This window comes from Pseudarthrobacter sp. NamE5 (assembly GCF_005796225.1).
GTDB lineage: Bacteria > Actinomycetota > Actinomycetes > Actinomycetales > Micrococcaceae > Arthrobacter.
The window spans coordinates 222308-243219 of sequence record NZ_VAHO01000004.1 but is presented as its reverse complement, the minus strand read 5'-3'; the positions used below and the strand labels follow the sequence as shown (position 1 = coordinate 243219).

The 20912-nt window shown below is 65.7% G+C and carries 20 protein-coding genes and 1 tRNA gene; 12 read left to right on the top strand and 9 right to left on the bottom strand.

The genetic code is table 11. The features are described 5' to 3' along the window. Positions 1–51: 51 nt before the first annotated feature. A complete protein-coding gene (locus FDW84_RS07725; protein ID WP_371419144.1) occupies positions 52–324 on the bottom strand; it encodes a hypothetical protein in 273 nt (90 codons plus the stop codon). A gap of 49 nt (positions 325–373) precedes the next feature. On the opposite strand from FDW84_RS07725, the gene FDW84_RS07720 reads away from it, so the two are divergent. The 7 genes from FDW84_RS07720 (at position 374) to FDW84_RS07690 (ending at position 11504) form a co-directional block, all read left to right on the top strand. Beyond that, positions 374–1510, top strand: coding sequence for a GuaB3 family IMP dehydrogenase-related protein (locus FDW84_RS07720; RefSeq protein ID WP_138608160.1), 1137 nt, complete (start codon positions 374–376; stop codon positions 1508–1510). Between the two features lie 100 nt (positions 1511–1610). Then, on the top strand, positions 1611–3350 hold the full coding sequence (locus FDW84_RS07715) for a glycerol-3-phosphate dehydrogenase/oxidase (protein WP_138608158.1): 1740 nt from the start codon (positions 1611–1613) through the stop codon (positions 3348–3350). Between the two features lie 40 nt (positions 3351–3390). Then, the gene (locus FDW84_RS07710; RefSeq protein ID WP_138608156.1) at positions 3391–3879 is read left to right on the top strand and encodes a PTS sugar transporter subunit IIA; all 489 of its coding nucleotides are present in this window, start codon (positions 3391–3393) and stop codon (positions 3877–3879) included. Positions 3880–3982: 103 nt separating this feature from the next. Further along, on the top strand, positions 3983–4819 hold the full coding sequence (locus FDW84_RS07705) for an SURF1 family protein (protein WP_138608153.1): 837 nt from the start codon (positions 3983–3985) through the stop codon (positions 4817–4819). Next, positions 4816–5322 carry a DUF3817 domain-containing protein gene (locus tag FDW84_RS07700; protein ID WP_138608151.1) on the top strand — a complete coding sequence of 169 codons (507 nt, stop codon included), beginning with the start codon at positions 4816–4818 and terminating at the stop codon, positions 5320–5322. The genes FDW84_RS07705 and FDW84_RS07700 overlap by 4 nt, the downstream gene beginning before the upstream one ends. Positions 5323–5392: 70 nt before the next feature. Further along, positions 5393–6988 carry a glutamine-hydrolyzing GMP synthase gene (gene guaA, locus FDW84_RS07695; RefSeq protein WP_171046702.1) on the top strand — a complete coding sequence of 532 codons (1596 nt, stop codon included), beginning with the start codon at positions 5393–5395 and terminating at the stop codon, positions 6986–6988. 130 nt (positions 6989–7118) lie between these two features. After that, positions 7119–11504, top strand: coding sequence for a DUF4011 domain-containing protein (locus FDW84_RS07690; RefSeq protein ID WP_138608147.1), 4386 nt, complete (start codon positions 7119–7121; stop codon positions 11502–11504). A gap of 34 nt (positions 11505–11538) precedes the next feature. Here the strand turns inward: FDW84_RS07690 and cpaB are convergent, their stop codons facing one another. The 3 genes from cpaB to FDW84_RS07675 all read right to left on the bottom strand — a co-directional run bounded on the left by cpaB (position 11539) and on the right by FDW84_RS07675 (position 13455). After that, positions 11539–12306: a Flp pilus assembly protein CpaB gene (gene cpaB, locus FDW84_RS07685; RefSeq protein ID WP_138608145.1), complete on the bottom strand. Its 768-nt coding sequence runs from the start codon at positions 12304–12306 to the stop codon at positions 11539–11541. A 100-nt stretch (positions 12307–12406) separates the two neighbouring features. After that, positions 12407–12685: an FmdB family zinc ribbon protein gene (locus FDW84_RS07680; RefSeq protein ID WP_138608143.1), complete on the bottom strand. Its 279-nt coding sequence runs from the start codon at positions 12683–12685 to the stop codon at positions 12407–12409. A gap of 146 nt (positions 12686–12831) precedes the next feature. Beyond that, positions 12832–13455 carry a 5-formyltetrahydrofolate cyclo-ligase gene (locus tag FDW84_RS07675; RefSeq protein ID WP_138608141.1) on the bottom strand — a complete coding sequence of 208 codons (624 nt, stop codon included), beginning with the start codon at positions 13453–13455 and terminating at the stop codon, positions 12832–12834. Positions 13456–13568: 113 nt separating this feature from the next. On the opposite strand from FDW84_RS07675, the gene galU reads away from it, so the two are divergent. The 4 genes from galU to FDW84_RS07655 all read left to right on the top strand — a co-directional run bounded on the left by galU (position 13569) and on the right by FDW84_RS07655 (position 16300). Beyond that, positions 13569–14474: a UTP--glucose-1-phosphate uridylyltransferase GalU gene (gene galU, locus FDW84_RS07670; protein WP_138608139.1), complete on the top strand. Its 906-nt coding sequence runs from the start codon at positions 13569–13571 to the stop codon at positions 14472–14474. 2 nt (positions 14475–14476) lie between these two features. After that, a complete protein-coding gene (locus FDW84_RS07665) occupies positions 14477–15097 on the top strand; it encodes a GNAT family N-acetyltransferase (RefSeq protein WP_138608252.1) in 621 nt (206 codons plus the stop codon). An 81-nt stretch (positions 15098–15178) separates the two neighbouring features. After that, positions 15179–16114, top strand: coding sequence for a hypothetical protein (locus FDW84_RS07660; protein WP_240721426.1), 936 nt, complete (start codon positions 15179–15181; stop codon positions 16112–16114). A gap of 113 nt (positions 16115–16227) precedes the next feature. Further along, positions 16228–16300: transfer RNA gene (locus FDW84_RS07655), tRNA-Ala, on the top strand. 73 nt (positions 16301–16373) lie between these two features. On the opposite strand, the gene FDW84_RS07650 is transcribed toward FDW84_RS07655, so the two are convergent. Genes FDW84_RS07650 through FDW84_RS07635 form a run of 4 tightly spaced genes read right to left on the bottom strand, consistent with a single transcriptional unit; the run spans position 16374 to position 18880 of the window. Continuing rightward, positions 16374–16898 (bottom strand): P-loop NTPase family protein, encoded by a 525-nt coding sequence (locus FDW84_RS07650; protein WP_138608137.1) that lies wholly within the window; start codon positions 16896–16898, stop codon positions 16374–16376. Positions 16899–16901: 3 nt separating this feature from the next. Then, complete coding sequence (corA, locus tag FDW84_RS07645) at positions 16902–17897, bottom strand: magnesium/cobalt transporter CorA (protein ID WP_138608135.1); 996 nt, start codon at positions 17895–17897, stop codon at positions 16902–16904. 46 nt (positions 17898–17943) lie between these two features. After that, positions 17944–18369, bottom strand: a complete 426-nt coding sequence (locus FDW84_RS07640) for a DUF1761 domain-containing protein (protein WP_138608129.1) — start codon at positions 18367–18369, stop codon at positions 17944–17946. A 31-nt stretch (positions 18370–18400) separates the two neighbouring features. Further along, the gene (locus FDW84_RS07635) at positions 18401–18880 is read right to left on the bottom strand and encodes an Lrp/AsnC family transcriptional regulator (RefSeq protein ID WP_138608127.1); all 480 of its coding nucleotides are present in this window, start codon (positions 18878–18880) and stop codon (positions 18401–18403) included. Between the two features lie 170 nt (positions 18881–19050). On the opposite strand from FDW84_RS07635, the gene FDW84_RS07630 reads away from it, so the two are divergent. Then, entirely contained in the window at positions 19051–20304 is a 1254-nt protein-coding gene (locus FDW84_RS07630) for an MFS transporter (protein ID WP_138608125.1), read from the top strand. Between the two features lie 15 nt (positions 20305–20319). On the opposite strand, the gene FDW84_RS07625 is transcribed toward FDW84_RS07630, so the two are convergent. After that, positions 20320–20823 carry an Lrp/AsnC family transcriptional regulator gene (locus tag FDW84_RS07625; RefSeq protein ID WP_138608123.1) on the bottom strand — a complete coding sequence of 168 codons (504 nt, stop codon included), beginning with the start codon at positions 20821–20823 and terminating at the stop codon, positions 20320–20322. Between the last annotated feature and the right edge of the window lie 89 nt (positions 20824–20912).

Here is a 20912-nt window from a genome sequence, read left to right as displayed (position 1 = left end):
TGCGCACCCGGGCGAGGCCTGGCTGGGGCGGAACGCTGCTGAAACCGAATGTCACGGCAGGCCGAATAGGCGCCAGTTCGCCGGCGTCGGCGCCGTTCCAGCCGACGACGGCGCGCTCACGGCCAGCGGGCCGGCGTCGACCCTCAAGGAGTCCTCCTCCAGCCGCGCGGACACGTCCACCAGCGCGACGTCGTCGAAAGCGTACGTGGCAGCAATGAAGTCCGCGACGTTCTCACTGGGCGCGAGGACGCCCACCACGGCGCGCAGCCCGGAGGAGGTGCCCAGCCCTGCAATATGGCCATCAAAAATCCAGCGCTTGCCCATCAGGCCACTCTAGCCAGGGGTACCGCAGCGGCTGGGATAACCTAGAGCAGTGACTTACGAGATCGAGATCGGCCGTGGCAAGCGTGGGCGTCGTGCCTACTCCCTGGATGACATTGCAATCGTCCCTAACCGTCGTACCCGCGACCCAAAGGACGTCTCCGTCTCCTGGCAGATCGATGCCTACCAGTTCAGCATGCCCGTCATTGCGGCGCCCATGGACTCCGCTATGTCACCGCAGACGGCCATTGCGCTGGGTAAGCTCGGCGGTCTTGGAGTCCTTGATCTCGAAGGCCTCTGGACCCGGTACGAGGATCCGCAGCCCGTTCTGGACGAAATCGGTGCCCTGCAGGACGAGACCAACAGTCCCGCAGTCACCGGACGGATGCAGGAGCTGTACCAGGCTCCGATCCAGCCGGAGCTCATCACGTCCCGCCTGGCGGAGATCCGGGAGGCCGGCGTGACCGTGGCCGGATCGCTGACCCCGCAGCGCACGCAGGAACACTACAAGACCGTCCTTGCCGCCGGCGTCGACATCTTCGTCATCCGCGGCACCACCGTCTCCGCCGAGCACGTTTCCAAGGACCACGAGCCGCTGAACCTCAAACAGTTCATTTACGAACTCGACGTACCGGTGATCGTGGGCGGTGCGGCGGGCTACACGCCCGCGCTGCACCTCATGCGCACCGGCGCGGCCGGCGTCCTGGTCGGCTTCGGCGGCGGAGCCACCACCACCACCCGCCGGGCGCTGGGCATCCACTCGCCCATGGCCTCCGCCATTTCCGACGTCGCTGCCGCCCGCCGCGACTACATGGACGAGTCCGGCGGCCGCTACGTCCACGTGATCGCCGACGGCGGCATGGGCGCCTCGGGCGATATCGTCAAGGCCATCGCCATGGGCGCCGACGCCGTCATGCTGGGCAGTGCGCTGGCGCGCGCCGAAGAGGCGCCCGGCAAAGGCTGGCACTGGGGCCAGGAAGCCCACCACCTGGAGCTTCCCCGCGGTGACCGCGTGAACGTCGGCACCGTCGGACCCCTGGAGGAAGTTCTTTTCGGCCCCGGGCACCACACCAACGGGACGTCCAACCTCATCGGTGCCCTCCGCCGCTCCATGGCGACCACAGGCTACTCGGACCTGAAGGAATTCCAGCGGGTCGACGTCGTCGTATCCCCGTACGAAGGAAACTGACGCCGGGCCAAGCCAGTCGCCCCCTGCCGCCCTGCCCAACCACGCCGCAAACGAAGTAGGGTGGTTTCACGACCGGCACTAGTGGTACTGGAGGCGTTCAATGAAGAGTGTTCCTGCTAACGGAGGGGCCCTGGGCCCCGCAGCACGGGAAGCGGCCATCAAGCGGTTGCGCGCCACTGCGGAACCCGGCCGGGAACTGGACATCCTGATTGTCGGCGGCGGTATAGTGGGCACCGGGGCCGCCCTCGACGCCGTCACCCGGGGACTGGAAGTCGGAATAGTCGAGGCCAGCGACTGGGCGGCAGGTACGTCGTCCAGGTCATCCAAGTTGATCCACGGCGGCCTGCGCTACCTGGAAATGCTGGACTTTGCCTTGGTCAAGGAGGCGCTTCAGGAGCGCGGGCTGCTGCTCTCCGAAATAGCGCCGCACCTAGCCCGGCCGGTGCCTTTCCTGTATCCGCTCACCAAACCCTTCCTCGAACGCCCTTATGTTGGTGCCGGCATTGCCCTGTATGACGCGATGTCGATTTCCAGCGGCCACAGCAGGGGAGTGCCGTTCCACAAACACCTCACCAGGCGGGGCACCCTGCGCGCCGCCCCCAGCCTGAAAAACGACGCCTTTGTCGGGTCCATCCGGTATTACGACGGCCAGGTGGACGACGCGAAATACTGCGCCAACCTGGTCCGGACTGCGGCCTACTACGGCGCCCACGCCGTCAACCAGATGAAGGTGGTGGATTTCCTCCGCGAAGGTGAAAGGGTGGTGGGCGCCAAGGTCGTCAACCACGAGGACGGGACCGAATTCAACATCCGGGCCAAGCAGGTCATCAATGCCACCGGCGTCTGGACGGATGAAACCCAGGCCATGGTGACAGAGCGCGGGCAGCTGAAGGTCCGTGCCTCCAAGGGCATCCACCTGGTGGTTCCGCGCGACCGCTTCCAGTCAACGGTGGGGCTGATCCTGCGCACTGAGAAGTCCGTGCTGTTCGTCATCCCCTGGGGCCGGCACTGGATCATCGGGACCACGGACACTGACTGGCACCTGGACAAGGCCCACCCCGCTGCCTCCAGCAAGGACATCGACTACATCCTGGAACACGTCAACAGGGTCCTCAAGCGGCCGCTGACCCGCGAAGACGTGGAGGGCGTGTACGCCGGGCTCCGTCCCCTGCTTGCAGGCGAGAACGATTCCACTGCCAAGCTTTCGCGCGAACACGTGGTGGCACACCCTGTACCCGGACTCGTGGTGGTGGCAGGCGGAAAATGGACCACGTACCGGGTCATGGCCAAGGACGCCGTGGATGAGGCGACCCGGACCATGGACGAGCGTGTCCCGCCCAGCTGCACGGAGACCATCCCGCTGCTCGGCGCAAACGGGTACCGGGCTGCCTGGAACCGCCGGAACCGTACCGCGGAGGAAAGCGGGGTGCACGTGGCCCGGGTTGAGCACCTGCTCAACCGGTACGGCTCCATGACCTCCGAGGTGTTGGCCCTCATCGAGGAGAATCCGGCGCTGGCGGAGCCGCTTCCGGGTGCTGACGACTACCTCCAGGCTGAGGCCGTGTATGCCGCTACCCATGAAGGCGCCCGACATGTGCACGATGTGCTCACGCGAAGGACCCGGATTTCCATTGAAGCGTGGGACCGCGGCGTGTCCGCCGTGCCCGTTGTCGCTAAACTGATGGGTGACGTTCTTGGCTGGAGTGACGCCCAGCGCGAAAACGAGGTCCGGCACTATATTGCCCGGGTGGAGGCCGAACGCCTCAGCCAGCAACAGCCGGACGACGAATCCGCAGACGCCGCCCGCCTGGGCGTGGAGGACATCGTGCCCTTGCGCTGAGGGGTTACGGCACCAGCATTGCTGACTGAAGGGATACGCCTTGGCGGAACCACTTGACCGGTACGATGCCGCACTCACCACACCGGACATGGTGATATTGGAGCTGGAGGCAGCGGACAAGGCCGACGCCGCCACCCAGCTGGCAAAGCGAATGCACGACGCCGGGCGGATCTCGGATCTCGAAGGGTTCCTAAAGCATGTCAATGCCCGGGAGCACCAACTTGCCACGGGCTTGCCGGGCGGGATCGGCCTGCCGCATGCGCGCAGCGAGTTCGTCTCCCAAACCTCCATCGGCGTGGGAATTGCCAAGTACGGACACGCCCTCGACTTCGGTGCCGCCGACGGCCCTGCATCCGTCATCCTGCTGATCGCAACCCCGGCCAGCTCCTTCTCCGACCACCTTGAAGTCCTGGCCACCCTGGCCCGGTCGCTGTCCAAGGAGTCGTTCCGTGAGTCCCTGCGCCGGGCGTACGATGCCGAAGTGATTGCCGAACTCATCAACTCCAGCCTGGTCTTCTTCGACCACTGACCCGGCTGAGCAAGCCCTGCCGCTCCCCAGGGACAGGCGAAGGCAGAGATTTCTTCGTTCCGGCGTTTAGTTGTTCTACAGAAGTACGAAGTACGGTTAAGACGTGTGGAAAACAGCCCTCAAGCCCCGATGGATCGCCGGTTTTGTTTTCGCGATCGCCGTTTCCGGGGTCTTCGTGCTGCTGAGCCAGTGGCAGTTCGGGCGGTCCACCCAGCCTGAGGTGCCGGTTAACCCTGCCACGGAGCAGGTCCGGCCGCTGACCGAAACCCTTAGCCCGGGCGAGTTCTTCCACGGCTCCGACGCCGACCAAATGGTTTCGGCGCGGGGTTCGTATGACCCTGCCAGGCAGCTCCTGGTCCCGGGCCGGCTGCACGGCGGCAAGACGGGCTACTGGGTGGTTTCCGCCTTTGCCGTCAACGGGGCGCCCACCCTTGCCGGGGCCGCTGCCTCGCCGCAGACGTGGATCCCGGTGGCCCGCGGCTGGGTGGCGGACCGCGCAGATGCCGCCGCGCCGCCGTCGGGAACCATTGAACTGACGGGACGGCTCCTGCCGTCCGAAGCGCCCGTGCCGGGAACGGCGCGGCAGCCGGGGGAGGCCACCGCCGTTTCAGTGGCTGAGCTGATCAACTACTGGGAGGTCAGCAGCTACCCTGGTTTCGTGGCCGCCACCGCTGAAGTTGCGGACGGGGTGGATGTCAGTCCGGCTGCGGTGCCGGGCAAGCTCCTTCCGCTGGACATTGGTCCGCAGCCGCCGGCGCAGCAGATCAACTGGCTCAACCTCTTCTACTCCCTGGAATGGGTGGTCTTCGCCGGCTTCGCCCTCTTCATCTGGTGGCGCCTGGTGAAGGACGACTACCACCGCGATCTCGAAGACAGCCTTGAAGCTGAAGATGAAGACCACCAGCACACAGACCACAACCAGCAAAAGGTACAGCCATGATTGACCCGAAACCCGCCAGCCCCGCCGTGCCCGCCGGTGGCAAAGCCTCCGGAAAAAAGCGCCGCTTCGGCGGTACCGAGGCGCAGATCCGGTCAGCCCTGAAGTTCTACAAGGTCCTGGCGTACCTGACGGGTGCCATGCTGCTGCTGCTCTGCGCCGAACTGGTTGCCCGGTACGGTTTTGGCCAGTACCTGTTCGCGGGCGGCACCGACGCCGCCACCGGCCAGCCCTTTGGCTTCGGGTTCGCAGGCGCCGAGCCGCCGGCTGTGCTGGGCGGAGTCAACCTGTCCGTCACGGTCCTCATCGTGCACGGCTGGATGTACGTGGTGTACCTGATGTCCAACTTCCGGCTGTGGGCGCTCATGCGCTGGCCGTTCCTCAAGCTGATCCTGCTGGCGCTGGGCGGCGTGGTTCCGTTCCTGTCCTTCATCGTGGAGAAGAAGGTCCACGCCGAGGTGGAAGCCGAGCTTGCAGCCCACCCGCAGGCAGCCCAGCGGTACTGAGCCAGCCAACGTCTGCTGCGTCACAGCGCTGCTCCTCAAGGTGCGCGGGTGCAACGGCGGCAAGTAGGCTATGACGGTGACTACTCCCACTGCATCCCAGACTTCCCAGAAGCCGGTGCTGGTAGTTGACTACGGTGCCCAGTACGCGCAGCTGATTGCCCGCCGCGTCCGGGAAGCGAATGTGTATTCGGAAGTGGTTCCGCATACCTACTCCACCGAGCAACTCCTCGCCAGAAATCCAGCCGCCATCATCCTGTCCGGCGGCCCCTCCAGCGTCTATGCCGACGGCGCCCCCAGCGTTGGTGCCGACCTCTTCGAGGCAGGGGTGCCGGTTTTCGGCATCTGCTACGGCTTCCAGGCGATGGCGAACGCCCTGGGCGGCAAGGTGGACAAGACCGGGCTGCGGGAGTACGGCTCCACGGAGACCACCATCCTCGGTGAGGGACGTTCCGTCCTCGAGGGCATGCCCCAGCACCAGAAAACGTGGATGAGCCACGGTGATTCCGTTCACCAGGCACCCGAAGGCTTTGAGGTCCTGGCGACGACGGCGGGCGCTGAAGTGGCTGCCTTCGCCAACGAGGACAAGGGCCTTTTTGGGGTCCAGTGGCACCCGGAAGTCAAGCACTCCGCCTACGGCCAGCAGGTTCTGGAGAACTTCCTGTTCAAGGGCGCAAAAATCGAGCCCAACTGGACCACCGGCAACATCGTCGAGGAGCAGGTGGAGCGCATCCGCCAGCAGGTCGGGGACGCGCGCGTCATCTGCGGCCTCTCCGGCGGTGTGGATTCCGCCGTTGCGGCTGCACTGGTCCAGCGTGCCGTGGGCGACCAGCTCACCTGCGTGTTCGTGGACCACGGCCTGCTGCGTGAAGGCGAAGCTGAGCAGGTGGAGCGCGACTTCGTTACCGCTACGGGCGTGAAGCTCTACGTTGCCAATGAGCAGGAGCGCTTCCTCTCAGCCCTCGCCGGCGTCAGTGATCCCGAAACCAAGCGCAAAATCATCGGCCGCGAGTTCATCCGCGCCTTCGAGGAAGCGGAGCTGGCAATCATCGCCGAGGCTGCAGCCCACGGCGAGAAGATTAAGTTCCTGGTCCAGGGCACCCTGTACCCTGACGTCGTCGAATCCGGTGGCGGCGAAGGCGCAGCCAACATCAAGAGCCACCACAACGTGGGCGGCCTGCCCGAGGACCTCCAGTTCGAGCTCGTCGAGCCGCTGCGCGCCCTCTTCAAGGACGAAGTCCGTGCCGTCGGTGCCCAGCTTGGCCTGCCGCAGGAGATCGTGGGCCGTCAGCCCTTCCCCGGACCTGGCCTCGGCATCCGGATCGTCGGTGAAGTCACCAAGGATCGCCTGGACCTGCTGCGCAAGGCAGACGCCATCGCGCGTGCAGAGCTGACCGCCGCCGGCCTGGACAACGAGGTCTGGCAGATGCCGGTGGTCCTGCTGGCCGATGTCCGCAGCGTCGGCGTCATGGGCGACGGCCGCACCTACGGCCACCCCATCGTGCTCCGCCCGGTCTCCTCCGAGGACGCCATGACGGCGGACTGGTCACGCCTTCCCTACGATCTGCTGGCCCGGATCTCGAACCGCATCACCAATGAGGTGGAAGGCGTAAACCGCGTGGTGCTGGACGTCACCAGCAAACCGCCGGGAACCATCGAGTGGGAATAGCATCCTGAGTGGCCGGCCTCCGTCGCGGGGGCCGGCCACTGCTGTTGCCGGGCGAAAGTCCTCCCTAAATTCGCCGCCTCCAGTGTTGCGGTCTCTCAAGTCCGGCGCCCGAGCGGCTACGCTCGAAGCTATGCCGGTATGGTCCAGGGCGTCACGTGCAAGCGCAGAAAAGAAGGCAGTAGTGTCAGTTGGTCAAGACCACCCGGAGGGCTCGGAGGAGCTCCGCAAATGGTTGTCCGGGCTCAAACCCGTCACTGGTGCGGACACAATGCTGCGCTTCACCAAGACCCCGGAAGGCTCCATCGACCTGACCCATGCCCACCCGTCGGGCCTGGCACAGCTGATGGCGGGCCGCAAAACGAGGCTTTCCACCTTGATCAGGGACCGCCAGCAGTACGTGGTTGCTGCCAGGGCTTCGCGGAACATCCGGTCGAAGATCTTCGAACTCGCCAACGACCGCGGCATCGATGCCGGATATCTCTCGGCGGGCACGGTGGTGTGGACGTCCGCCGTCGGAGGCAAGCCGCAGCGCATCTCGGCGCCGGTCATGCTCACCGCCATTTCGCTTACCGTCCGCCCGGGGGAGGACGATTACGAGCTCCAGTTGACGGAGCAGGCACACATCAACCCTGCCCTGGTGCGCCACCTGAAGAACATTCACGGCATCGTCTTCGACGTCAATGCCGTCACCCGCCTCGCCTACAGCACCGCCCGCTTCGATCCGCAGCCCGTCCTGGACCGGCTGGGCACGCTGATCCGGCCCATTCATGGCGCGGAAGCCCAGCACAACCTCCTGGTCTCAACCTTCGCAGACCTCTCCGGGAACCTTGACGACCCGTGGATCAACGATTCCAACCCGCTGATCTCCGCGCTGGCCACGGCGGCAGGCGGCGAAGTGGTGGACTTCGATCAGCCGGACCCCTCACGCTTCCCGCCACTGGACAGCAGGCACCCCAAGGACGAACTGCTCCTGCTGGATGCGGACACCGACCAGCAGTACGTCATTGACGCTGCCCGGGCCGGCGATTCCCTGGTGGTCAGCACCCCCCCCGGCACCGGCCAGACCCAGACCGCCATCAACACCATCGGTGCACTGGTGGATGCCGGGAAGACCGTCCTGGTGGTGGGGGACCGCCGCGCCAGCCTCAACGAGGTATCCGGACAGCTCGAGGGCCTCGGCCTGGAGTCCATCCTGTTCCAGCTGTCCGGGAACGTCACAGCACAGCAGCTGAAGGCACAGCTGGTCCGGGCCATCGTCCGCAATGAAAAGTCGCTGGAACCCCAGCTGGGAAACCTCCACAACACCTTGGTCGAGCACCGCCACGCCCTGATGGACCACGTGGCGTCGCTCCATAACGTCCGCCAGCGCTGGGGCTGCTCACCGTACCAGGCAATGCAGTCGCTGGCGGAGCTGACCTCCATCCATCCGGCACCGGCCACCACGGTCCGGCTGAAGCGAAGCGTCCTGGACAGCATCCGGGACCGTGAAGAGCTCGCGGGCAGGCTTCGCCGGGCCGCGGAACTGGGCAGCTTCAGCAAGGCATCCACCACCAGCCCCTGGCATGGTGCCAGGCTGCTGACTCGGAAAGAGACCGAGGAGGCCCAGGACCTGGTCCGTTCCGTGGCGAAGAACCTGCCTGTCCTGCGCGACCGCATGAAGGCCGTGGCGGAGCACGCGGAGATCCGGCCGGGTGCCTCCTTCGCGGAGTGGGGCGAGCAGCTCCAGCTTCTCGTCGCGGTGCGGGGCAGCCTGGACAAGTTCACGCCCGATATCTTCGACCGCCCGGTCACGGACCTCATTTCTGCCACCGCTCCTTCCTCCTGGCGGAAGGAGCGCGGCATCGAGATGACATCGATGCAGCGCTCACGGCTGCGCAGGGTTGCCAAGGAATACGTCCGGCCCGGTGTCCACATCGCCGACCTGCACACGTCCCTGCTGCTGGTCCAGGAGCAGCGGGTGCTGTGGGCGGGCTACGCCACGACGCAGCGGCATCCGGCAGTTCCGTCGGGACTGGCCGAGATGAACGTCATGTACCGGTCGCTGGACGCTGACCTGGCCAAGCTGGGCGAGGCCCTCCGGCATACCGAGGCCGGAGGATCCCTGGCCACCGTCCGGTACGAGGAGCTGACGGAGCGCCTGGAGCGCCTGGTGGCGGACACGGACACCCTTAAGACGCTGCCCGAGCGGACCTTGCTGGTGGAGAACATGCGCGAGCACGGGCTGGGCGAACTCCTGGCGGACCTGGCAGAGCGTGAGGTTCCGGCAGGGTCAGTCGCTGCGGAGCTCGAGCTGGCATGGTGGCAGTCCGCCCTCGAGGCCATGATCAGCGGTGACGACTACCTCGCAATGTCCGACGGTGACGCCCTGCGGAAGCTGGAGGCGGAATACCGCCTTGCCGACAACGCCCATATCGCCAGCGGTGCCGCGCGCCTGCGCTGGGACCTTGCGGAGCGGTGGCGCAGCGCCATCGCCGAGCATCCGCGGCAGGCAGACCTCCTTCGCAGCCTGCTCAAGGACGGGCGGGTTTCCTTGGCGTCCCTGACGGCACAGGCTCCTGAACTCATTGGCGCCCTGGTCCCCGTCTGGTCCGTCAGCCCCTACCTGATGACCGGTCTGCTGCCGGCGCAGCAGCACTTTGATGCGGTGGTCATCCTGGACGCGGAGGCGACCTCGCTCCAGGCCGTGCTGCCTTCCATCGCCCGCGCCAAGCAGGTCATCGCCTTCGGTGACGCCCGGATCGCAACCTCCCGCACCTTCACGGTTGGAGTGGAACGCCTGGCTCCGGGCGAATCAGCGCACCATCGGGTGGAGAGTGCTTTTACTGCCCTGTCCGAGGTGCTTCCGGTATGGCGGCTGAACTTCGTCTATCGCGCGGTGGACGAGGACCTGGTCCTGCAGCTGAGCAAGAGCTTTTACGACGGCGGGCTCCGCCGGCTCCCGGAGGGCCAGTCGGCAACCGGACTGGACCGCGCCCTGCTGGTGGAGTACCTCCCGGACGGCACAGGCTTGCCAAGCGCCGACCATGAAGGCGTGGAGTCCGTCGTGGCGGAGGTCAACCGTGTGGTACAGCTGGTCTTCGAGCACGCACGCCTGCGCCCGCGGACGTCGCTGGCCGTGGTCACTGCCAGCCTCCGGCATGCTGCCCGGATTGGTGAATCAATCAGGCTGCAGCTGCCGAACCACCCTGGCCTGGCAAGCTTCTTCGGAGCCGGACCCGAGTCCTTCCGTGTTGTTGACCTTGAACGGGCGCAGGGCCTGGTACGCGACCACGTCATTTTCTCGCCCGGGTTTGGCCGCACGCCGCACGGACGCGCCCTGCACAATTTCGGGCCGCTTTCGGCCGAGGGTGGCCGGGAAAAGTTTGCCCTGGCCATGACCCGGGCCCGCAGGTCCATGCATGTGCTCACCTGCTTCCGGCCCGAGGACCTGGACCGCACCAGGCTGACCCATGGCGCCATGGACCTCTACGCGCTCCTGGACCGTGAAATCTCCGGGAATACCGATCTCGGAACTCCCGCCTCTCGCGCAGCAGCAAGCGAACAGGCACTGGGCGCGGATCCGCTGGTGGCAGACCTTGGGGACCGTCTCCGGGCCCGGGGTGCAAGGGTGTGGCACCAGTACGACGGCGCTATCGATGTGGTTGCCGCCGCTGATCCGCTTAGCACCATGGGACAGGACGACGCCGATTTGCCTTGGCCGGTGGCGATCGAATCGGACGGCACGGAGCAGTACCGCACCTTGAGCGTCCGCGAGCGGAGCCGCCTCCGGCCGCAGCAGCTGGAACGCCTTGGCTGGCGCTACATGCCGCTGTGGACCATCGAGGTCTTTACCGATCCGTCCGCCTGCGCTGACCGGATTGCCGGGTATCTGGGCCTTGAGAAAAATTTGCTGTCCGCACGGGCGGGCACCTCCATCGCCTTCCTCGATGACGACGTGCACCAGGCGCTTCACGGTGTGGACGCAGCCAGTCAAGTACTGGAAGGTGCGTCCGCGGCCCCTCACGACGGATCCGGGCATGGGTGTTCTTTCACTCCGGAGACCCACCTCCCGGCCTCGCCGGACCCGGTTTCGGCCTCAGGGAACACCAGCCGTGATAATGCGGAAATCTCCCGCGCCGGGCGGCGCGCTGCAACAACAAATAACCCAGCGCAGGCTGAAAGCCTGCCCGCCAAGGAGGCAACGGCCATGGCCGCGGACGGCGAACAGGACGGCACATCCGCCACTGGACAGTCAAATGACCCCACTCCTGCCCCGGAGAAGGTGGAGGGTGAAACGCATGATGCAATTGGGGCAGAGGATGCAGAGCCTGAGGGTGCAGTAGTGTCCGGCAGCCGCACCAGGCGAGGCAGCAGCGCCGTAAGTACGGCGCCAACCCGGCGGGGAACTGCCGCCGTGGATGGCAGTGCCGCCCTTCCCAACAAGGCGTCTGAGGATGAAGCCCGGGGCTGGGGTGACCGCGATGACAGCGACCATGAGACCTGGCTGAAGGAGCAGCGGCCCCCGCACTGGGGCTGACGTTCGGCGCTGGTCCATTGCGGCTGATGTTGGACTAGGGCCCGACGAGGACAAAGAACAGCTTGCCTTGGGTGGAGGCGCCGGCGAGCCGGGCGGCCTGTTCGGGATTTGCTGCCACGACGATCAGCCCGTCTGTCTCCGCGGTCCCCAGCCACTGGCCGCCCTGCCCGCCCTGGCCGGCGGTCCATAGCACCGGCACGGCCGAGGCCAGCACCTCCGGGGTCTGTTGTTGGTCGAAGCCGTTGGCAGCGGTCAGTACTACGTTGACCAGTTGTCCCGGCGAGACCAGCTGGATGGACGACGGGTCAGCCAGCCTGAGGGGGACGGCTGCCGATCCCGGGGGAGTCCCTGCAAGCAGTCCCGGACCGAGCAGTTGGGCATCCGTGAGCAGCTGCCCTTTGCGCAGGGGCGCCGCGAGTTGTCTGCCTGCCGCTTCGGCTGCCTCTTGAAGGAAGCCTTCGGCCATCATTCCGGGTGGTATCTGGACGGCGGCAAGGTCTGCTGGGGTCATGGCGGCCCCGGCGGGCAGATCGCGGGCGGCCGCTACCGCAGTCACCGTATGAGCAGGTGCCGGCGTGAGCTGGTGGACGGTGATGGCTGCCGCAGCGCACAGCAGCAGCGCTGCGGCGAGCCTCCTGTTGCGGTTCAGCCAGGCCGACGGACGGAGGGGCGGGCGCTTGTTCGCGCGGCTGCTTCCCTGGACGCCCGGGCGCCGCGGAGCCCCCAGGGACCCTGCTTTGGGCAGTCTGTTTGTTGCGCCCCGGCTGTATGCGTCGCGGCGGGACTGGCGGTATGCAGGCATGCCCCCACGCTAAAGGGCAGGGTGAGGTCTGGGCAGGGACGGGCTCAGCTATGTGGACAACGCCACGTGAAGCAGGTGGGCCAGCCGGCAGGGCTCCGAATCAGCTAGCGGCTGCGGCCGGAGCCGCGGAAGCCGGTGCGGCTGCAGGCGCAGGTGCTGCCGCGGGAGCCGCGGGAGTGGCGGAAACGGCACTTCCCTTGGAATCACGCGAATCGGTACGGTAGAAACCCGAGCCCTTGAAGACCACGCCCACGCTGTTGAACTTTTTGCGCAAGGTACCCTGGCACTCGGGGCAGGACGTCAAAGAGCTGTCCGAGAACGACTGGACAATGTCGAAGGCATGGCCGCAATCCTTGCAGGCGTACGCATACGTTGGCACTGGTGCTCCTCCTCTTGGGCAAACGAGAGGTCCCGCACTGCCTCAGGTGTCCGACTGGACAGCCCTTAGCAGTCGCAGGGCCTAAGTGCTAATTCTAGCATCCTCCTGCGCCCGGACCGCCCCGTAATGGTGCCCGCACCGGTCCCTCAGAAGCCGCGGGCAAGGTCCCGGAACCCGGACGGAAGTACCACTCCCGGCACGGGGCGGTCGAATTCCTCCACCGGGATCCTCCCGGCGGGCAGCAGTTCCTCGTCGTAGATAACAGCGGCCAGCGGGATGTGCTTCCCGGCGGAGGCTAGATGGCCCAGGAACTTGTCGTAGTAGCCTCCGCCCTGGCCCACCCTGCTGCCCGCAAGGTCAACGGCAGTGGCAGGGATGAACAGGGCAGCGGCATCCCCCGCAACCTCAATCTCATGGCGCGTTCCCACCGGCTCCAAAATAGGGGCAAAGCTGCTGGGCGCCAAGTCAGTCCCCGGGGCCCAGAAAACCCACTTCATTTCCCGCCCCGGCTCACAGACGGGAAGCAAAACCCTGTGGCCGCCGTCGTGAAGCACCTTCATCAGCGCCAGCGTCGGTGGTTCCCCGCCCACGCCAAGGTAGGCGCACACCAGGGACGCGTTCCCCTGCGTTACCGAATCCGCCCAGGCTGCCCCGTGCTTCGCCAGCGCCGCGCCCGCATCCTCCAGTTCCCCGGGCGTCAGCGAGGCCCGCCGCCGGCGATGGGCGGCGCGGATTCTGTCCTTGGCTTCCCTTGTTTCCTCAACTGTCATGTCTCTCCTCGATAAAGTCGTCCTGCCCGCCGGGCTGCAGGCCACCTGCCGCCGCGGCATCTCAACGCATCCGCTGATTACTGAATGCTTGACGCCGACGTTAGATTAGACCGGTGACTACCAGTAACCCGAAAGTTCGCAAAGCCGTCATTCCTGCCGCCGGACTCGGTACCAGGTTCCTGCCGGCAACCAAGGCGATGCCCAAGGAAATGCTTCCCGTCGTTGATAAGCCTGCCATCCAGTACGTGGTTGAGGAAGCCGTGAACGTGGGCCTGAACGATGTCCTCATGATCACCGGACGCAACAAGCGGGCACTGGAAGACCACTTCGACCGGGTGCCGTCCCTTGAGTCCACCCTCGAAAGCAAGGGGGATGAGCAAAAGCTGGCGTCCATCCAGGCTGCCAGCAACCTGGGGGACATCCACTACGTTCGCCAGGGAGACCCGCACGGCCTGGGCCATGCAGTCCTCCGGGCAAAACAGCATGTTGGTAACGAAGCCTTTGCCGTGCTGCTGGGCGATGACCTCATCGACGCGCGGGACGATCTGCTCAGCACCATGATTGATGTCCAGGCCAGGACCGGCGGGTCTGTCATTGCCCTGATCGAGGTGGAACCGTCGCAGATCAGCGCCTACGGCTGTGCCGACGTGGAGCAGGTCGATGGCGAAGCCTACGTACGGGTCAACAGGCTGGTTGAAAAGCCAAGTGCGGATGAAGCGCCCTCCAACCTGGCCCTGATTGGCCGCTACGTGCTCCACCCGGCCGTGTTCGGTGTCCTTGAGGAGACAGGCCCGGGACGGGGCGGTGAGATCCAGCTGACGGATGCTCTTCAGCAGCTGGCAACGGGCGACGCCGATGGGCACGGCGTGTACGGCGTTGTCTTCCGGGGGCGCCGCTACGACACCGGGGACAAGCTCAGCTACCTGAAAGCCTGCGTGCAGCTCGCGATTGACAGCGAAGACCTTGGACCCGGGCTGCGGGAGTGGCTGCCGGGATTCACCGCCGGCTTGTCCGAGTAGACATGCGCGCCGGTCCGATCTGGCCCGTGACGCTGGAGTGCGGCAACCTGGTCCTGCGTCCCATCCGCTACCGGGACAAGAAGGAATGGACCGAGGTCCGGTCGCGCAACAGCCAGTGGCTGGCGCCCTGGGAAGCCTCGAACCCGGATCCTTCCGGCGGCCTGCCGGACTACCGCCAGATGGTCCGTTCGCTCAAGTTGCAGGCAGCCCAGGCCACCGCGTTGCCCTTTGTCATCACCGAGCGGGTGGCAGGCGCCGCTTCCCCTGTCATTGTTGGGCAGCTGACCGTTTCCTCGATCGTCTGGGGTTCTGCCCAGATGGCAACCCTCGGTTACTGGGTGGATCAGGCGCGGGCAGGCCGGGGAATTGCGCCCACCGCTGTTGCCATGGTGACGGACCATTGTTTCCAGACCCTTGGACTGCACCGGATGGAAATCAACATCCGGCCGGAGAACGGACCGAGCCTGCGGGTGGTGGAGAAGCTGGGATTTCGCGATGAGGGATACCGGCCCCGTTACCTCCACATCAACGGCGAATGGGCCGACCATCGGTCCTTCGCCCTGACCTCAGAAGAAGTCCCGGAAGGACTGCTCAAGCCCTGGCTCGCCTCCAGACCGTCATAAATCCACTGATTTGCCGGCTGTGGCACGACACACCGTGGCTAATGCTGCAACAGCGGACCGGATGCTCATACGGTTTTGAGTGTGGACTTCCCCCTTAGCAGCTCAGTGATCCTCGTGGTTGCCGTCGTGCTCTGGATTGTATGGGTTGCCCCTTACGTCCTCCGGAACCGCAGGCACCAGTTCCAGCCCGCCGGCGATTTTCCGGCGCGCACCGCCGCAGATGAAACACCTGAACCGCCAGCCGCTTTGGTACTGAACGTCGCAGCCCAGCAGGAGAAAGTCATGGACACCAGGAAGAGTGCCGGACCCGGGATGGCCCCTGCCGGCTCCCCAACTGCGGGCAAGCTTCGTATCCATTACGGCCGGACGGGAATCGCCCTGGTCGGGCTGCTGTCCCTCATCACGGCATTCATTTCCGGCGTGCTCCTGCTATTCGGGCTGGGCGCTCCTTTCCTGCCACTGACAACCCTGGCGCTCACCATCGGCTCCGTCGTCCTCCTGCGCTGGCTCGCGGTGCGGGACAGGAAGGCCAAGGTCAACGCGGCTTTCCGGTCCGCGATGGCGGCGCCGGCCCGGCTGCCCGAGCCCACGGTGAATATCCCGCCACAACCCGAAGCAGCACCGGCAAAGCCGGAAAGCCCGCTTTTTGATGCGGAAGCTCATGAGCCCGGGATCAAGCCGCTGACGGCAATGGAATTGCGCGAGGCCGCCCTTGCTGTCGCCGTTGCCGCGGGGGATCCCAGTGCAGCAGCAGCCAAGGCCTCTGCTTCCGCCACTTGGGAACCTGTGCAGGTTCCCAAGCCCGTTTACGTCGAGGCCGCCAAGGCCGAGCGGCCGGAACCCGAGCCGCTGGAACTGCCCGAGCCGCCGAAGGCTGTTGGCAGGCCTTCGCTGAAGCAGGGCGTTGCCGCTGCTCCAGCCACGGCCCCTGCTGCTGCCGGGGAAAGCGCTCAGCTTTCCAAAGCACAGAGCGCTCTGAGCAATCTCGACGACGTCCTGCAGCGCCGCCGCGCTTGACCCTACGTGTTTGGGGCCGGCGTCCGGACTGGCCGTGCCTCCGGTTTGGCTTTGTGCGGGAAAATTTGTAGCCTAGGGTCACCGGTGCCGCACCAGCTGTTGCGGATCGTTCCGGGGCTATAGCTCAGTTGGTAGAGCGCTTCGTTCGCATCGAAGAGGTCAGGAGTTCGAATCTCCTTAGCTCCACAAGACAAAAAGGCCCCACTAAGGGGCCTTTTCCTTTGCTGTGGTGATGATCCGGTGCCTGCCAGGAGAGACGTTAGCTCCCGGATACCCCTTCCACGGCAACCGCTTCATCCGATTCGACCCGCTTCAGCTGTGCCAGGAGCCGGTCGATCTCCCGGAAGAGAATCCGGTGCCCGGCGTCGGGGGCAGTGGCAGAAGCCGCAGCCCAGTCCATCGGGCTGGCGCCCACCACAAAGAGTGCTACCTTTGCAGCCGCCAGCTCCCTGAGCACCTCCGCAAACCGCTCCCAGGCTTCTGCCTGGCGTCCGGCGTCGGAGGGCTCCGGCGCCGGAACGCCGTCAATGACCCACAGGTCCGCTCCGGCAGCCAGGCCTCTGTAGTCCCCGGGGGACGCGTCCGTCGCGCACAGTTCGTCAAAGCTGATCCACAGCAGTTCGGGTTCTCTCGCCTTCGCGCCGAAAATGCGGTCCGCCCCCGGCACCTCCCGGTGCTGGACGGGCGACGGCGGAAACAGGCCGTAGACAGCCAACTGACGGGCCGTGCCGGGGACGATGATCCGGCCGTCCCGGAGAACCGGCGGTTCCGGCTCCTTGTCCATGGACTACAGCCAGCCCTTCTTTTTGAAGATTCCGTACATGAGTGCCGCTGTTGCGATCATCAGTCCGATTGCCATGGGGTAGCCCAGCTGCCAGTGGAGCTCAGGCATATGGTCAAAGTTCATCCCGTACACGCCCGCCACGAAGGACGGGGCGAAGAAAATGGCAGCCCATGACGAAATCTTCTTTACCTGCTCGTTCTGTTCGGCGCTGGCCTCGTTTTGCCGGTTGGCGGTCAGGGTGCCGTCCAGGGTGAGCGCGTTCTGCAGGAGGTCCCGGAAGGAATCCGCCCGGGAGATCACCCGCTCCACGTGGTCCTCAACGTCACGGAGGCTGTGCCGCAGGTCGGCCTCCACCCCGTACTTCTCGAAGCCCCGCTTCAGCTGGTGCATCATGTCCGGCAGGGGGTGGATGGCACGCTGGAACTGGATAACCTCACGGGCCAGTTCGTAGATCCGCCGGGACACCGTGGTGTCACCGCTGAAAAGCTGGTCCTCGATCTCGTCGATATCGTTTTCAAGCCCTGCAACCACCGGAGCATAGTCGTCCACTACCCGGTCCAGCAGGGCGTACAGAACAGCTTCCGGCCCATGGCGCAGGAGGTCGGGCCGAGCTTCGAGACGCCGCCGCACCCGTGCCACTCCGGCCATTTCGGCGTGGCGCACCGTGACCACATAGTTCTTGCCGGTGAAGACGTGGAGCTCGCCGAATTCCACGCTCTCAGAGTCGTCCAGGTACCGGGCGGGTCGAAGGACGGTGAACAGGCTGTCTTCGTAGCGCTCCAGTTTGGGGCGCTGATGGGCCGAGATTGCGTCTTCCACGGCGAGTTCGTGCAGGCCGAATTCGCTGGCCACTGCGGCCATTTCCTCGGCAGTGGGCCGGTACAGGCCGATCCAGGCCATCCCTCCATGGTGGGCCAGTGTCTCGAAGGTCTGCTCCAGGCTCTCCGGCTCAACGTGGCGTACACCATTCACGTAGACGGCGTTGTCGATGATGGTCATGGGCAGGCCGGTCCCTTCACAGGAGCTGCGGTCAGGATCAACGGCATCAGGACATCGCTCCGATGATTGCGCCGGAAACCGTCATGGCCACCAGGTCGTGCCCGGAATCGATCAGCGTCACGGCAGGGGGACGGCCGGCAAAGCCATTGTGGATTACGTGGCCGCCCGCCCGGAACACCAGCCCCAGCACCAGGGCGAACGAACCGCCTGCCACTGCGCTGTCCAGGCCGAGCTTGCCGATCAGGACGGCAAGCAGGATGGCGGTCAGTGCCGCAGCCGCCATCATGGGCAGCCAGAGGCCCGCGCCGCCGCTGATGTTCTTCAGGTCTTCTTCCGTCTTGCCGATGGCAGCCATCCACCGGTTTCCCAGCACTGGCGGCATGTACCAGACAAAGCCGATGGCCAAGCTTGCGACGAAGGCCAGCAGCACGGCGAGCCAGTTGATTTGCGAAACGTATAAGAGCCAATCCATTCCAGAAATCCTAGCCGCCCAGGCAGGAACGTCAGGCGTCGGAGGCCTTGGCGAGGCCGCTGATCAGGGGCTCGGTGCGGTACGGGATGTGAGTGTGCAGGGCGAGGACAGTCTCAGTCCGGATCACACCTTTGATCCTCAGGACCTGCCGCAATGAAGACTGGAGGTTGTGGGTGTCCGTCGCCACCACCCGGCACCAAACATCCCCGCGCCCGGAAATCTCATGGACTTCCAGGACCTGGGGGATGAGCCGCAGTGCAGCCACCACGCCGTCCAGCTCACGGTGTGAGACCTCGATGGTCACGAAGGCCACCACGTCATAGCCCACAGCTTCAAGATCAACTTCACGGCCGCCTGGCCGCAGTACTCCTGCGCGCAGGAGGCGCCGGATCCGGGCCTGTGCGGTATTCCGGGCGACGCCGAGTGATTCGCTGAGTTCGCCGACCTGGATACGGGGATCCCTGATCAGCGCCAGCAGGATCTTGAGGTCCGTACTATCCAAACTGCCCATATGGTCACTCCCGGTCTTAACAAGAGGCATCTTTTGATGATCGTGCGCAATTGTTGCACGTATTTCCGTGCAATCGGCCAGCAGTCAAGCATTCTGGTGCCATCGGATTTCCACTCCGCGCCGGGCTCCCACAAGGATCACCCGGCGCGGTAGAACCAAAGGCGGCGAGAGTGACGGTTTTCAGCGAACTCCGGATGCGCCCTGCCCCTGCTGCAGGTCCGGCAGGCTGGGACGCATCCACCACTGCCCGGCTCGTGTTGGCGGGAACGGTCATTTTCGTGCTGCTGGTGGGGGCCAACCTGGCAACGCCGCTGTACCCCCTGCTGCAGGCGGAGCTTGGCCTGTCCTCCCTTGGCGTGACCGCAGCCTTCGCCAGTTACGTACTGTCACTGGTGGCTACGCTCATTCTTGCCGGACACTGGTCGGACCATATCGGCCGCAGGGCGGCTCTTATCCTCGCTGTGGTGACCGGGCTGGCAGGCGGATGGCTCTTTGCCGGTGCTCAGACGCTCGTTGCATTGTGCGTGGGGCGGGCATTGCAGGGGGCGGCCGTTGCCCTTGCAACAGGTGCCAGCGCCGCTGCCTTGCGCGAGCTCCTGCCGTCCCGCCCGGAGTGGGCGTCCCGGTTCACACTGCTGGCATCATCCGGGGGAGTGGCAGCCGGGCCGGCGATCGGCGGACTGCTCTCGCTTCTCCCCGGCGCCACCACGGCACCGTACTACATCCATTCACTGGCCTTGGCCGCCCTCCTGGTGCCGCTATACCTGCTGCGTGCGCGCCCGGCGATGAATGCACCTGCAGCCTCCAGGCCGCTGCAGGCCCTGGCGCCCCGCCGTCCTTCCGTCTCACGCGAGGCGAGGGGCGCATTCTGGCTCGCTGCCGCCGTCGGCTTCCTCAGCTTTGCCGTCTTTGGCTTCTGCCTTTCCCTGGCACCCGGGTACTTTGCGCAGGTCCTGGAAACGGAGTCCCGACCGCTGGTGGGGGTGCTCGCCGGGCTTGCCCTGGGCTCGTCCGCCTTGAGCCAGCTGCTGACCCTCCGGAGCCGCTACGTGGTTCCCGCGGGATTGGCGGTGCTGGGAGCGTCCGTCCTGCTCCTGGGGGCAGCGGGGCAGTGGCACAGTCCGGTGCTGCTGGTGGCGGCCGCCGTTGCCGCCGGCCTGGGGCAGGGCGTTGCCTTCCGCACTGTCTTCAATGAGGTGGCCGCGAGGGTCGAAGCGGCCCGGCACGCCCAGATTGTCAGCACCGTCTACGTCATCACGTACCTCGGCAGCGCTGTGCCGGTCCTCGGCCTCGGCTGGGCGGCAGGCACCTTCGGCCTGGCCGCTTCGGTTACCGGCTTTGCGGTGCTGTGCGGCAGCGCGGCGCTGGTCCTGGCTGCCCTGACGCTGGTGCAGTCTACCAGGGGGCGCCGCGGCGCGGCATAGCCCCTGCCGCCAGCTTTAGTCCGGCAGCGGACCGTGGTTGCCCTGGATGTGCTCAAACACGAGTGTGGTTTCGGTGTGTCCCACCACTGGGTCCGTTGCCAGGTTGTCCAGCACCCAGTCCCGCAGGTCCTCCGTAGTGGCGACGGCGATATGCAGCAAATAGTCCACGGAGCCCGAGGTGTGGAACGTGGACAGCACTGCGGGCAGGTGCGGTACCCGGGATGTGAAACGGTCGATCTGGTCGCGGTCGTGGGCGCGGAGGCGTACGGCTACCAGCGCCTGAACCGACCGGCCGATCGCGGAAAGGTTGAGCTTTGCCTCGTAACCCTTCACGATGCCCCGTTCGGACAGCGCGCGGGTCCGCATCAGGGCGGTGGACGGGGCAATTCCCACCAGTTCGGCGAGCTGCTTGTTGGAGATCCTTGCATCAGCCACCAGGGCTTCCAGCAGCCGCTCGTCAATCGCATCGAGTGGTTCCAGGTGCGCTCCCGGCTTGGCATTCCTGGCATTCGTGCTCACTGCAGCTCCTCAACTAATCCTGGGGTTTTCATCCTAGTCCCGACCGGCGGGGCTTCCGCGCCGGGAAATGCAGTTCCGTCGAATATTTG

What these genes read in the sequence shown, in the direction of transcription:
- FDW84_RS07725 (WP_371419144.1), bottom strand. Translation starts at nt 324, where the DNA reads ATGGGCAAGCGCTGGATTTTTGATGGCCATATTGCAGGGCTGGGCACC.
- FDW84_RS07715 (WP_138608158.1), top strand. Translation starts at nt 1,611, where the DNA reads ATGAAGAGTGTTCCTGCTAACGGAGGGGCCCTGGGCCCCGCAGCACGG.
- FDW84_RS07700 (WP_138608151.1), top strand. Translation starts at nt 4,816, where the DNA reads ATGATTGACCCGAAACCCGCCAGCCCCGCCGTGCCCGCCGGTGGCAAA.
- guaA (WP_171046702.1), top strand. Translation starts at nt 5,393, where the DNA reads ATGACGGTGACTACTCCCACTGCATCCCAGACTTCCCAGAAGCCGGTG.
- FDW84_RS07690 (WP_138608147.1), top strand. Translation starts at nt 7,119, where the DNA reads ATGCCGGTATGGTCCAGGGCGTCACGTGCAAGCGCAGAAAAGAAGGCA.
- cpaB (WP_138608145.1), bottom strand. Translation starts at nt 12,306, where the DNA reads ATGCCTGCATACCGCCAGTCCCGCCGCGACGCATACAGCCGGGGCGCA.
- FDW84_RS07675 (WP_138608141.1), bottom strand. Translation starts at nt 13,455, where the DNA reads ATGACAGTTGAGGAAACAAGGGAAGCCAAGGACAGAATCCGCGCCGCC.
- FDW84_RS07665 (WP_138608252.1), top strand. Translation starts at nt 14,477, where the DNA reads ATGCGCGCCGGTCCGATCTGGCCCGTGACGCTGGAGTGCGGCAACCTG.
- FDW84_RS07650 (WP_138608137.1), bottom strand. Translation starts at nt 16,898, where the DNA reads ATGGACAAGGAGCCGGAACCGCCGGTTCTCCGGGACGGCCGGATCATC.
- corA (WP_138608135.1), bottom strand. Translation starts at nt 17,897, where the DNA reads ATGACCATCATCGACAACGCCGTCTACGTGAATGGTGTACGCCACGTT.
- FDW84_RS07640 (WP_138608129.1), bottom strand. Translation starts at nt 18,369, where the DNA reads ATGGATTGGCTCTTATACGTTTCGCAAATCAACTGGCTCGCCGTGCTG.
- FDW84_RS07635 (WP_138608127.1), bottom strand. Translation starts at nt 18,880, where the DNA reads ATGGGCAGTTTGGATAGTACGGACCTCAAGATCCTGCTGGCGCTGATC.